The organism is Paraburkholderia rhynchosiae (genome assembly GCF_002879865.1).
Taxonomy (GTDB): Bacteria; Pseudomonadota; Gammaproteobacteria; order Burkholderiales; family Burkholderiaceae; genus Paraburkholderia; species Paraburkholderia rhynchosiae.
In genome coordinates, this window is the sequence record NZ_PNXY01000047.1 from 19,981 (window position 1) to 33,416 (window position 13,436).

A 13,436-nucleotide genomic window follows, 5' to 3' on the forward strand; every position below is an offset into this window, starting at 1 on the left:
CGCCGCGCGTAACGAGTGAATCTCGCTTAATCGAACGAAACGTCAGCCTAACGCGTGCCCCTCGTTGTTATTGCCTTCCCTCCACTCCATCTCGCCGCCATCCTTCAATCAACCAGTACCGGCGAGCTGCAAAAAAAGCCTCACTCACCCTTCAACGGATTAACGTGAGGCACTATGAACGCGTCAAGATCGACGCGCCCTCCATAGCCGGAATCAAGCGGCTAATTCTGCGTCGAATCCAATCATCGCCTTCGTCTCGAGATACTCTTCCAGCCCAAAGACACCCATTTCACGTCCGTTTCCGGAGCGCTTATAGCCGCCCATCGGAGCCTCGGTGTTGCTCACGGCACCGTTCAAAAAGACACGGCCCGCCTGAAGCTGTCGACCTACCGACGTGCCTCGTTCCCGGTTCGAGGAGAAGACATAGGCGCCCAATCCATAAGGCGTTCCATTTGCGATCTCGATGGCTTCTTCTTCGGTACGATACGGAATAACTGCGAGCACCGGCCCGAAAATCTCCTCTTGCGCGATGCGCATGTTCGGCGTCACATGGGAGAAAATGGTTGGTTTGACGAAGTAGCCGCGCTCCAGTCCTTGCGGTCGCCCTACGCCGCCCACCCGGACATTGGCGCCCTCTCGAATGCCGATCTCAATGTATTCCTGCACCCGGTCGAACTGCAGCTTGTTCACCACCGGGCCCATGGTCACCTGCGCGTCAAGCGGATTGCCCACTTTGACCGCCTTCGCCTCCTGCTCAAGCAGTCCCAACACTTCTTCCATCTGGCTCTCATGTACCAGAATTCGCGTCGGCGCGTGGCAAGATTGACCGCTGTTGGAGAAAGCGCGAGCCACGTTCCATTTCACCGCGGCCTCAAGGTCCGCATCGTCGAGAATAACGTTCGCGGACTTGCCGCCCAACTCCTGAGCGACACGCTTGACTGAAGGGGCTGCCGCCTCGGCGATCATCACACCTGCTCTCGTCGAACCAGTGAACGAGACCATATCGATGTCCATATGCTTGCTGATCGCATTACCTACTATCGGACCGTCACCTAGCACCAGGTTGAAGACGCCCTTGGGCACGCCCGCGTCATGAAGCACCTCGGTGAGATGAATTGCACTGAGCGGCGTAAATTCGCTTGGCTTCAAGACCACCGTGCAACCGACTCCCAATGCATACGCGAGCTTCGTTGCAAGAAGCTGAAGCGGCCAGTTCCACGCCGTGATGAGTCCGCAAACACCAATCGGCTCACGACGAACCGTATTGGGCCCGAGACGGTACTCAAACTCATAATCCCTGAGAGTGGCCAGCGCTTGCTTGAAGGACCCGAGCGCTGCCGGCGCATGAAGCTTCTGTGAGATCGGCGTGCCTAGTTCGAGCGTGACGATTTCTGCGAGTTCTTTCTCGCGGCTAACGAAGCGGTCGATGATCCGTTCCAGCAAATCAATGCGCTCGGCCTTGGACGTCTTGCCGAAAGACTTGAAGGCAGTCCGTGCAGCCTTCACAGCCAGATCGACGTCCTCTGCTCCTGCCAGCGCAACGGTCGCGAACGGCTCCTCGGTAGCCGGATTGACCAACGTCCATTCCTTGCGACTAAGAGGAAAAACCCATTCACCGTTTATGTAGCACTTCTCGTATGATCGCATATCAGTCTCCTGTCAATTCAATCGGTCGATGTTCGCTCAGCGCTTTTTATCGAACCGAAAACAAAATGTGTTCGCATACGGCGGACCGCGCCTTCGGCGTGTTTCTCACAGATATCGACTGGTTTGTAACGTTCCAGCGCCGTTGATCGACACGGCTTCCTGTGCCCTCGCCTCGAACGGTCAACGCGGGCGCCTTAAGGGATTGTTCCAATTGATTGGACGCACTACTCCCCTTCAAAGGCTGAGGTTCATCGCGGGCCGCTTGCGCTCGGGCGGAAAGACACACCAGCTACCGTCATTGTGGCGGAAGAAAATGAGGGCGACGAGAGCCGCACCCGACGCACCTTCGACACGCACAAACCTGTGTTGCTCATCGCGACCATGGCTAAACTGCGTAACCCGTACGCTGTCCGTCCTTCCAATCCATTTCTCAATAACGGCGCGCAATGAACTTCCCGAAAGGCTCACAGATGTCTCCCGCTTGACGAGTTACAACCGCTTAATAGGCGCCGCTCTGTTCTGCGGCGAAGCACGACTACCCACCCCAACGCCGCGAGCCGGCGAACGACGCCGGTCCGGAAGCAAACAGAGCGCGTTTTCGGTTGAAGGACTGAATTCACTTCGCAGCCTTAGTGACCATGATGAGAGTTTGGAATCGCACCGACGCGGGGTCAAGTCAGCTATTATGGTGCATTGGTAAGCGGCGCTAACCGCCCGCGACACACTTGTCGTTTGGCATCCAGATAAGTTGTACGCGGGCGGCGGGCGGCGGCCGGCAGTGCGTTGTGGGCCGTCGACTGTTGAAAGGAGACGTGAGAAAGATGGAACTTCGACATCTTCGCTATTTCATTGCGGCTGCGGAGGAAGAACACTTCGGGCGCGCCGCGGTGCGACTACACATCACGAGGCCGGCCGTCTCGCAGATCATCGCTGACCTCGAGGGAGAGCTCGGAACACCGCTGTTCGAGCGGCTTGCACATACGGTTAAGCTCACGGCCGCGGGGCGCACGCTACTGCCCCAGCTCGTACGTGTGATGGACGATCTGAATGAAGCGATAGTCCTCACAAAACGTGTCGGACAGGGTATGACGGGAACGCTTCGGATCGGCTACGGCTCTCTTACGCTAATGCACTCGATTTTCCGCGCGGCAGTCAAGCAATTCCGCGAGAGCTATCCTGAGATCAGCCTCTCACTTGTCGAAATGTCAACCTCGCTTCAGCCGAAGGCTCTGGCAGAGGGAAAGATCGATGCCGGGTTCATGCACTTGGGGCCAAGTCCGCATCCGGGAAAGCGGCGTACCGAGATCAACATGGAGCGCGAAGGCATTGTTCTCGATTCGGTATGCATTCAGACGGGCAACCTCGGTGTCGTCGTTCCACACGACCACCGATTGGCGCGCAGGAAATCACTCACGCTCGAAGACCTCGCCAACGAGTGGTTTGTGGTGGTACCCAGATCCAGCAGCAGCCTTAGCTACGGACAGCTTTACTCGTTCTGCCAAGCCGCAGGATTTGAGCCGAACATCGTGCAGGAAGTCAGTACCATCGCGTCCCAACTGAACCTCATTTCCGTGGGGATAGGGATCGGGCTGGCAGTCATGGGTAAGAACTTTGCATACCCCAGCGACTTAACGATTGTTCCGCTCACCAATCTCAACTATTCGACGCGGTTCATCTTCGGGTGGGTAAGCAGACAGAACGATCCTATCCTCGACAAAATGATAGATATTGTGAAGAACCTGTCGAAGTAACCAACAGACGCAAAACTGAGCGCCGCATCAAGCCTCAAAGGCGGCGCCAAAGGTCGTTTCGGCATCCATATTGACCGGGTCGGGCGCGATGCGCGCCTAAACCCGGCGGGTTTTTTGCGCCTCAGCGCTTCAGCGCTTCCGGGTTCACCATGTTTACCGTCAAGGTCCCATCCAGGGCGCTGATAAGATTCTCGGCAGCGTTCTTGTTCATTGCATGACGAGTTTCGTGAGTCGCCGAACCAATGTGAGGCAACGTCACGACGTTGTCCATCTTTAGCAGAGGCGAATCGATCGACAGCGGCTCGTCAACGTACACATCGAGTCCAGCGCCCGCGATCGTGCCGTGTTCCAGCGCCTCAACCAGCGCCGGTTCGTCAACAATCGGTCCGCGTGACGCATTGATGAGGAACGCGCTGGGTTTCATCGCCTTCAGTTGAGGGGTGCTGATCAGATTGCGTGTCTCTTTGGTCAATGGCGCCTGCAATAAAACGAAGTCCGACAATCGAAGGAGTTCATCGAGGTCGACCTTCCTCGCTCCATACTCTCGCTCAGCGCGCCCGTTGACACCTTGGTCGACGTACAGCACATTCATCTGAAAACCCAGCGAAGCGCGTCGAGCCACCGACGCTCCGATACGCCCGAGGCCAACAATGCCCAGCGTCTTATGATGGACGTCCACGCCAAACAAGTCCTCACCGATTTTCTTCGTCCACTTACCGGCCTTTACATACGCCGCGAGTTCGGCAAGACGCCGTGCCGTAAGAAGAATGAGCGAGAATGCGGTGTCTGCCGTGGATTCCGTGAGCACGTCTGGGGTATTGGTCAGGAGGATCCCACGCCCATTCAGATAGCTAACGTCAAACGCATCGAAGCCGACCGAGACGGTGGAAAGCACCTTGAGACGGCGGGCACCCTCGAGAGTTTCAGCGTTCATCTTTACGCCGGTTCCGATGGCGCCGTCAGCGTCCTTGAGTGCTTCAACCAACGCCCCCGGCTGCTTCGGATCGACGATCGTAACTTCTGCATGCGAGCGTAGGTACGCAATCGTTTCCTCCGGGAGCGGCTTATAAACTACGATCTTCTTCATTTCCAATTTCCCTATAGTGTGGCAGCCCAACGCGATGCCCAGCGGATGGACACGCGGCTGCGGCTTGCGTGCCGGCAGACTCGATCTACAGGGCCCGTGACGCGGCCCGACCTACTCGCAGTACAGCCGCTCGCCGGCTCGCCGTCTTGCGGCGGTCAGCTAGGCACTTAGAGGTCGCGCATCACCGCTGCCTTGGCGCTCGCCCCACTGACCAGGAACGAAATGTCCGTCCCGGTCGATACATATCGAGCGCCCATTTCGACGAACTGGGCCACGAGTTTGGGGTGGGCATTGAGACCGCCGACGCCGAGGTGTTTGCCATACTTGCGGCAGGCAGCCATGCCTTTGGCATACGCATCGCGGACCATTCCATGCTCAAACTGACCCGGGATGCCCAGCGACGCGCACAAGTCGTTGGTCCCTATGAAGAGCAGGTCGACGCCGTCGATGGCAGCAATCTCGTCGATTGCGGCCAATGCCTCCTTGGTTTCGATCATGATGACCACCATAGTCGCGGCGTTCACGGCTTCGCCGACCTCAGAAGTCGGGAATGACCGGAAGCCCATATGCGGCAGCACACCACCATGCGAGCGTTCGCCCAAGGGCGGAAATTTCGCCGCGCGAACAACCTGCTTTGCTTGCTCAGCAGACTCCACATGCGGCGCGATCACGCCGAGCGCGCCGCCGTCCAGGATACGCGCAATGACGTCCGAACCAAGATTCGGCAACCGGACAAACGCTGCGACGCCCGAGTTCATAGCCGTCATGCAGATCTGACTGGCAGTCTCGATTGACAGTGAACTGTGTTCCAGGTCGATGTAAAATGTGTCGAAACCTGCAGTCTTTGCGATTGTCACTATCTCGGCCGTTCTGATTAATCGAACGGTCATGGAGAGAGCTACTTCGTCGCGCGCCAGTTTTTCCTTAACGACGTTGCGAACCAAATCCCGCGCTTCTACTTTCATTTTGTCTCCTGTTTCTCTGACGCAATAAGAACGACTGCAGAACCGGCCCGAACTTAACGAGGCGGAAGACTGCACCAAACGCTTGTTATTCGCCGTCGCATTCCAGTGCGCCAGAGAACAGCAACTGCGTTCACCTATAATTCAAACCATTTGAAGCATAAGGCCCGCTCTAAAACAGATACGAGTCGACTACTTCCAGGTGTCTCCCAGTTCCTGTCTTCAACGTGTGTTACCGAGCACTCGTTTTAGGGCTGCAACGCCACTGCGTGGGCTGGCGAGCACCGGAACTTGTACACCTTCCAAGAGCGGAACGAGTCGTGCCATCGACACCTGAGCTAGCACGACTACGTCGACCTGCTCTGCCAGGTTCGAGATAGTGCTCTTGAGGATCTCATCGTGTTGCGGGGCGTTTCCGCTGAGCAAAGCTTCGAAGGCGCCCTCCGCAATCCGCTCGGTCACCTCGACCGTCCGACCGAGTTCTACTGCCTTTCGTTTAATCAGCCGAACAGTGGGCTCGAGGGTAGTCGAGACAGTTGCAACTACGCCCACACGACGACCAATGGAACTGGCCTCTTCCGCCATCGCCTCATCGATTTTGACGATGGGCGTGCTGACGAAGTTCCGGACCGAGTCAACAGCCTCCCCCACCGAGGAGCAGGCGTTCAGAATGATGTCCACGTGCATCGCTTGCGCATTGGCCATGTACGAATGAATCCTACTCGCAACCTCGGGCGTGAGATGCCCCGCTGCGCGAACATCGTTGAGCAGGCTGTCGTCCATGATGTTGATCACACGCGCATCAGGGATCTGCTCGCTGATCTGCTCCTTGATAGGCTGGACGGTGACCGGTCCAGTATGAATCACCGCAATCGTAGTCATAATGTTTAAACTCAAGGTATGGAGGAAGATGTTGGCGGCAACATCAGTTTCCGTCGTGCAAGCGGCGAAAGCCGCGCGCTTTAAACCAGCTCAAAACTTCGGAAGCACCAGACAGAAGAACTCGGCCTCCTCTACCGCCTTGACCGGCACTGGACCTTCGTTCGCCTCGAATTCAAAGGCGCTGTGCAGGCCGTAAGTCTTACCTTCTAGGCTAACCTTCCCTTTGCTCAAGAAGAGCAGTTCGATCGACGACTGCATTCCGGCCGGAAACGTCGCACCAGCTTCTATCTTCACGAAACCAATCCGTGTGTTGCGTTCGGTGAATGAGCCAAGCCACTTCGAAAAAACTCCCGGTGATTCCTCAGGAATCCAGTCGTAGCTGGCCGGGTTCATGAGCACGAGATCCTCGTAGCGAGGCTTCGCGTATTCCAGCTTGCGCCCCATCACCTTCTCGAAACAAGCCTCGAAGCCGTCTTGATTGCGTTTTTTTCCCGACTCGTCGTACCACGTGAAGATGCCATCCTTGAATTCGCCTACGCTCTTCAATGCCTCGTTTGCCGCCTCGCGCTCTTCCACACTTGCAAAGCCGTAGCCCGACGCACCACCAAACTGGCAGACCATCATCTCCAACCCTTCGGGGCGGTCCTGCGGTCCATAGTAGACGCTTTCGGGGAAATAGCCGACCCGCCCTTCAGGCAGGCTCTTTCCTTTCCCGTAGGGGAAGCTGCCTTTGATCACGTAGCGAACCTGATCGAAATTATGGCGGTGACTCGGCGCCGTCCATCCGCCCGCACCCGTGCGGCCGACGTTTATTAGGTAATTATTCGGAGAACCGGGCTTACCCTGCAGAAGAAATTTTTGTTCGAGAACACCTTCTCGCATGTTGCTGCCAATTCTGCCAAAATCCGTCGACGAAGCCTCTGAAACGCGCATTTGATCCTCCTAAGAATCACTATCCATCCGCTTCTAATGCGGGATGCGCCTACTGGCGCGATACAAAACAATTTATAGGCGAACATCTTTCGTTATCCTATCGGTTGGGCAAAATGTCTTGCGATTCGGTTGACCAGACCGGTATTCAATCGATAAGATAAGCTCGCTCGACGAACGCTTTTCGCAACGGCGCCTCACATCTCGCATCGCATTCGTTTTGATACGCTGCCCACGCGCAATCGTCCCGCGAGAAGGACGTGAAATCTGTTACGTGAGTGCTTGAAGTACGTCCGTCGCGTCGTCGACATCCTCTAACTTCCGCACCAACTCCTGAGCTTTGCTGACACCTGCCTCTGACGGCGGAACTTGGGCAACGGAAGCGCAACTCACGAACTTGTCGAAGATCTGTTCCCAAGTCAGCGGCGCCTCCTGGCTGCCAGGAACCTTGTCACCAAGCCGTCCGAACACTCGTCCGTCGCGTGTAACAATCTCGATTCGACCGTCAGGCAGCTTGTACGTCCAGTTTTGATTCGGGTCTCGTACTGGTACAACCTTCGCCGCCATCGCCAGCACGTCGGGATCTTTCAGGGCCGTTTCACTGAAATCCCCGATGCCCATTTTTCCCTTGCTCGCGACGATGCCAACGATGAATGGCAAACTCATCTTCGCATCGACGAGCGTGCCTGGCTCGCGGCGCACTTCAAGGGGCATGCACATGGTGTAAGTGAAATCACCAACGAAGGTCCGGATCGTCTCGATGTCCTTCGCCGCAATGCCTGCCTCCTTCATCAGCTCGATAGTCGCGTGAATATAGGTGTGCGAATTTCCGACGGTTGGCCATGCCTTATACAGCGTCGTGCCTCCCAGGAACCGCTCACCCAGACCGTCAAGCATCTTCTCGCGGTCGTACTTCCCGCCGAAATAGACGTTAAAAATCCCAGCCTTTCCTTCAAACAGCGTGCTAATTCCAGTGATACCCTTTTGCGCCAGCAGAGCCGCAATCACCGCACCCTTCGCAGTGAAACCGGCATACATCCCCCGGAGGTCACTGCCCGTGGCGAAGATGACTTCCATCGTTCCACACGACTGCTGACTGGCAATACCAAGTGCATGTGAAGTCTGCTCGGCAGACAACTCGAGGATGTAGGCCGCAGATGCCGTCGCGGAGAATGCACCGACCATCGACGAAAGATTCCAGTTCTGGTTCCAGCCAACATTGCAACGCAGCCGCGCAAAGAGGTCCTGGCCGATGGCTACCGCAGTAATAAGCCTGCGCCCCGACACTCCACCCATGCGCTCGGCGATTGCGAAGACGGACGGCACAATTGAGCTAGCTGCGTGCGCGCCCCACGGAGTCTGATCGTCAAAGTCAAGGCAGTGAGCCATGGAGCCATTAGCGAAAGCCGCTGAGATCGCCGGCAACTTGCCGCCGAAACCGAGGACGGTGCTCTCTTCGCTCCCACCAATTTCCTTCAATAACTCGACCAACACTCGCACTGCCGGTTCCATGCCACTTGCAGCCAATGTCACGCCCAAGGTATCGAGAATAGTCTTTTTTGCGCCCTCGATAGCTTCGGCCGGCAAATCTTCGTAGCGAGCATTGGCTACAAACCTAGCGAAGTGATGGCAGAGGTCGACGTCGTCGTTCATAAAAAATTGCCCAGGAATATTTCATGCAGCAGATGCACCTTGAAAATGCTTTGCAGCCGTCAGTTACGCTATTGCTCGCAGTTAGAGAACACCAGCAGCAGGATTGAAATCGTGTGCTGTTCCCCGACTTGTTGCATACATTGTTCGGCCTGCATCCTTACCGTTTTGTCAATTTTGCGCGCGAGGTCGGCCTAAGTACAGTTCGTTTTCATCGACAGGACGGTAAGTTTCGCTAACGTCGACACCTCAACTGGCGGAGCGTGAGACACGCGATGCAATCAGGAAAACGATGCGTACTTAACGTTCTGAAAGGCGCGCAGCCCTTCGATTCCGCCCTCGCAAAACATTCCACTTTCTTTGTGACCGCCGAAAGGGGTCTCTGGGTAGGTCACTCTCCACCCGTTGCAGATCACGTTGCCCGCTTCGAGATCGTTCGTTGCTCGGTGAAGCGTCTCGAAGTCACGGGCGTGAACAAAAGCACTAAGGCCGTATGGCAAGCGGTTAGCGAGAGCGATCGCTCCTTCGTATGTGTCGAATGGCGTAACAGCGGCAATGGGGCCGAACGGCTCAACGTTAGACAGCTTGGCGTGAGTAGTTACATCCGCAACAATCGTGGGCTGGTAGAAAAACCCAGCTCGATCCAGGACGGCCCCGCCGGTTGTGACGCGAAGCCCGAATTGTCTTGCGTCGTCGACCATCTGTTCCACAGCCCTCAGGCGCCTTTCGCTTTTTAGGGGCCCCATCTGCGTATTCGGATCGAAGCCACAACCCACGACAATTTCTTTGGCCTCGGCCGTCATCGCCTCAACGACATCGGCGTAGATGGAACGCTGAACATAGAACCGGGTCGGCGCAAAACATACTTGTCCCGAGTTGGCGAACTTCGCGGCGACAGCCCGTCTTGCGAAGAGCGGTACGTCGATGCTCTCGAACGCCAGCACCGGTGCATGGCCGCCCAGCTCCATGATAGGACGTTTCATGTGCGCGACCGCCTGTTGCGACAACAGCTTTCCGACATTCGTCGAACCGGTAAACGTAACGGCGCGCGTCACAGGGCTTTCGAGTAACCGGGTCGAAAGCATCACAGGGTCACCGGACAGGACCGACAGGACGCCCGCAGGCAAACCGCATTCGTAGACAATCTGTCCCAGTGCGAACGCGCACGCCGGCACCTCTTCGGAAGCGCGAAGAACAATGGAACAGCCCGCGCCGAGAGCGCCTGACATCTTTCTGGACGGCGTGACCAGCGGCCCGTTCCAGGTGACGAAGGCCGCGACCGGACCCACTGGCTCTATCAGCACCAATTGACGTGCGTGGTTTTCCCTCGACGGAATGACCCTTCCGTAAGCACGCCTACCCTCCTCGGCGGCCCATTCCCACATGCCCGCGGCGACGTCGACTTCGCCGAGCGCCTCGTTCCACGGTTTGCCCAGCTCGAGCACCAGCAGTTCAGCAAGTTCCTGAGCTTTCTCGCGCATGCGCACGGCGACTCTGCGCAGCAGCGCGCTGCGCTCGAAAGCGGAAGTCCGACGCCAGATGTCAAAGCCTCTACTCGCCGCCGCCAGCGCTTCAGCGGCGTCGGCTTCGGTCGCCATCGAGACCAAGCCGAGAGGCGTGCCGGTTGTCGGGTCGATGACCTCCATGGTCGAGCGACCGCCGTCGTATTTCATCTCACCTGCGATGAGTTGGCCCAACTTCGGGTAGCGTCGGACCGCTTCTTTACGCGTAGTACTCATGTGCTTCCTTCCATCTCTTTTTCAGCAACGACTCCTCGAAGTGCGAAACCGGTCACGCACTACATCAGGAACACACCTTTGCCGCCGCTTTGCCGGTTAAACGCCTGGTAGGCCTCTTTTGCCTGGTCTAGTCGCCAGCGATCTGTGAACAACGTGTCCAGATCAATTCCCTGTTGCACAACGAAGTCGGCACAAGCTCGTTGCCCTTGGATCGACATGGTCCACGATGTGAGGATGCGCAATTGACTGCGCAGATACTTAGCGAGCGAGAAACTTAATTCAGAGCCGATCCCGACCAGGCAGACAGTGCCCCATGGGCTGACGGAATCCAGAGCGTCCTGGTTCGCCGCGGCGGCGCCCGACGTTTCAAGCACGACGCTGGCGCCTCTACCGCGCGTGATTTCACGAACGGCGTCAGCAACGCGGCCGTCGCGAGGATCGATAACCGCGTCCGCACCGAACGCTTTCGCTGTGTTGCGTCGCGTTTCGTCGATGTCGAGCGCAATGACACGAGCTCCTTGCGCCTTCGCCAGAAGCGTGGCGGAAAGCCCTACCGGTCCCTGACCGAATATCGCGACAGTGTCTCGACCCGTTAGGCCGATTCGCTCAAATGCACCCCAGGCGGTTCCCGTTCCGCAGGAGATGGCGGCGCCCGCCTCGAAACTCAGCCTTTCGTCGAGAGGCACGAGCGTGTCGGCGGCCACTTTCATATATGGTGCGTGGGCGCCGTGTGCGTCTGTGCCATAGACCGTGATAGGTGATGTTCTGCACATTTGCGGCCAACCCGAACGGCAGTCCGGACATCCCATACAGCCGCTGTAGTGATGGACCATTACGCGCGCGCCGATCCGTGCATGAGGTCCCATTGCGCCCGGGCCCACCGCAACGACGACACCACACGGCTCATGGCCAGCAATAACCGAGGGCGGCGGTGAGCTACCCGGTCGACGATAGAAATGTAGATCGCTTCCGCACATGCCAGAAGCCTTGATCTCCACAACAACCTCACCGACCTCCGGCGTTGGGTCGGGGACAGTCGCGAGTTCCAGCGTGCAATCACCACGAAAAACTATCCCGCGCATGCTTGACTTCCTCTGCTAAGTTCGTCTCCAAGCAACGTCACGCAGGCGTCGACCTGTTGCGCGCTCGGTCAAAAAGGTCTGAGCGCCTCAAAGGGGCGCGTCATGGACGATTACACATTGGATCCACATATCGTCCATCATCTATCGTCGGGTTGCCGGTTGAGGGAACGCCTCGGATGGTTCGGGGTGCTCCTCGGGCTCAAGAGCTTCCAGTGATTGCTGATTGGTCTCGATTCCGGCCACCATAACGAGGATCGCGATAAAGACATACGCGCCCGAGATTGCACCAACTACACCTGTGATGCCGAACCGGTTAAAGAGCCCGAGTACAACAAAGGGCGACCCGATGAGAGCCAGCCGCCCAAACATCTGGGCAACGCCACCGCCGCGGAACCGATACTCGGTGGGGAACAGTTCCGGCGTCATTCCCAAGCCAAGCGTCAGGAAGATGGCAACCGCAGACACGAGCAGGAAACCGCAAAGAATGATTGCGACCGAAGAGGTGAGGAAAGGATAAATGGCGCCTAAACATGCGCACGCAGCAGCGAACAACATGATTGCCGCACGACGTCCAAGTCGGTCAGAGATATATGAGAGAAACAACGGGCCTGCGATCCAGCCGCCCATCATCGCGGCGTTAAAGCCGAGCGAGTGAGTCACACTCATGCCCTGCCTCACGAAGAATGTTGGCATCCACCCCGTGAGGCTGTACGAACCGAATAGACAGATCACGTTGATCACGATCGCGAGCAACGTGCGCCGGATCACTGGACGGGAAAAAAGCGTCGAGAATGGGACCCAATGAGGCTCCTTGGCGGGCGTTTGCAGACCGTAAGGAAGGGGCTCGGTGACACCAGCCTCTTTTTCGATGGCCTGGACCACTTGCTCCGCCTCCACAGTTCGCCCAACTCGCTCCAGCCAGCGCGGCGATTCCGGCAGATGGCGGCGCATCCACCAGACCCATAGTGTGCCGATCCCCCCGATCACAAACATCGGTCGCCAGCCCACCAAAGGAATGATGAGCGCCGCAACCACCGAAGTGACGAATACGCCGGAGCCTCCGATGAGCGCCAACAGCCCGAGGTAGCGACCGCGATGGGTTGGCGGCACGAATTCGATGATCAGGCCGTAGCCCATCACGTATTCGGCCCCCATCCCCAAACCCATCACGAAGCGAAAGGCGATGAGCCAGGGCATAGACGGAGCGAAGGCGGACACGAGTGCCATCCCACCGAAGATTGCCAGATTGAACTGATAGGCAAACCGCCGACCGAAGCGGTCACTCAACCAACCAGCGAGCCCTGCACCGATCGTTAGTCCAACGAAGGTGGCTGACATGAAGATCGAATTCAGTTGCAACGTCGACCAGCCGCTATGAAGCATCGTCGCAAGGACGGAGCTTGATAACGTATTGTCAAAGGAATCGAAAAACATGCCCAATCCGACCAGCCATAGCACACGCGTATGGAAAGGTCCGACTGGGAGGCGATCGAGTCGAGCGCCGGCATTTACCCTGATATTCATCCGAAGTCCCCTGAAAACCATCACACCCATCACCTGCATCAGCGATGCATCGAGATGTAGTGGTCTAATTTCCTCGGACAGGTCGATAGGGGGACAATCCTGAATCGACGAGGAAAAAGAGCAAGATGACAAGAAGGCGCCGACAATTTGACGCCAGCTTCAAGCTGGAAGTAGTAAGGATG

The 13,436-nt window shown here is 57.2% G+C and carries 10 protein-coding genes; 1 reads left to right on the forward strand and 9 read right to left on the reverse strand.

Translation table 11 applies throughout. The features are described 5' to 3' along the window. Positions 1 to 213 precede the first annotated feature (213 nt). Positions 214 to 1,647: an aldehyde dehydrogenase family protein gene (locus C0Z16_RS33710; protein WP_102636333.1), complete on the reverse strand. Its 1,434-nt coding sequence runs from the start codon at positions 1,645 to 1,647 to the stop codon at positions 214 to 216. An 821-nt stretch (positions 1,648 to 2,468) separates the two neighbouring features. Here C0Z16_RS33710 and C0Z16_RS33720 point away from each other — a divergent pair. Further along, the gene (locus C0Z16_RS33720; RefSeq protein ID WP_102636335.1) at positions 2,469 to 3,398 is read left to right on the forward strand and encodes a LysR substrate-binding domain-containing protein; all 930 of its coding nucleotides are present in this window, start codon (positions 2,469 to 2,471) and stop codon (positions 3,396 to 3,398) included. A 121-nt stretch (positions 3,399 to 3,519) separates the two neighbouring features. On the opposite strand, the gene C0Z16_RS33725 is transcribed toward C0Z16_RS33720, so the two are convergent. From C0Z16_RS33725 to C0Z16_RS33760, 8 genes are all read right to left on the reverse strand, one after another. Continuing rightward, positions 3,520 to 4,485 carry a 2-hydroxyacid dehydrogenase gene (locus tag C0Z16_RS33725; protein ID WP_102636336.1) on the reverse strand — a complete coding sequence of 322 codons (966 nt, stop codon included), beginning with the start codon at positions 4,483 to 4,485 and terminating at the stop codon, positions 3,520 to 3,522. A gap of 167 nt (positions 4,486 to 4,652) precedes the next feature. Then, positions 4,653 to 5,450: an HpcH/HpaI aldolase family protein gene (locus C0Z16_RS33730; RefSeq protein ID WP_102636337.1), complete on the reverse strand. Its 798-nt coding sequence runs from the start codon at positions 5,448 to 5,450 to the stop codon at positions 4,653 to 4,655. A gap of 219 nt (positions 5,451 to 5,669) precedes the next feature. Beyond that, positions 5,670 to 6,329 (reverse strand): aspartate/glutamate racemase family protein, encoded by a 660-nt coding sequence (locus tag C0Z16_RS33735; RefSeq protein WP_102636338.1) that lies wholly within the window; start codon positions 6,327 to 6,329, stop codon positions 5,670 to 5,672. Positions 6,330 to 6,419: 90 nt separating this feature from the next. Next, complete coding sequence (locus tag C0Z16_RS33740) at positions 6,420 to 7,262, reverse strand: hypothetical protein (protein ID WP_102636339.1); 843 nt, start codon at positions 7,260 to 7,262, stop codon at positions 6,420 to 6,422. Between the two features lie 267 nt (positions 7,263 to 7,529). Continuing rightward, positions 7,530 to 8,912: an MmgE/PrpD family protein gene (locus C0Z16_RS33745; protein ID WP_102636340.1), complete on the reverse strand. Its 1,383-nt coding sequence runs from the start codon at positions 8,910 to 8,912 to the stop codon at positions 7,530 to 7,532. Between the two features lie 278 nt (positions 8,913 to 9,190). Continuing rightward, complete coding sequence (locus C0Z16_RS33750) at positions 9,191 to 10,648, reverse strand: NAD-dependent succinate-semialdehyde dehydrogenase (RefSeq protein ID WP_102636341.1); 1,458 nt, start codon at positions 10,646 to 10,648, stop codon at positions 9,191 to 9,193. 59 nt (positions 10,649 to 10,707) lie between these two features. Continuing rightward, complete coding sequence (locus C0Z16_RS39415; RefSeq protein ID WP_102636342.1) at positions 10,708 to 11,730, reverse strand: zinc-dependent alcohol dehydrogenase family protein; 1,023 nt, start codon at positions 11,728 to 11,730, stop codon at positions 10,708 to 10,710. A gap of 141 nt (positions 11,731 to 11,871) precedes the next feature. Continuing rightward, entirely contained in the window at positions 11,872 to 13,164 is a 1,293-nt protein-coding gene (locus tag C0Z16_RS33760; protein WP_244201457.1) for an MFS transporter, read from the reverse strand. Positions 13,165 to 13,436 lie beyond the last annotated feature (272 nt).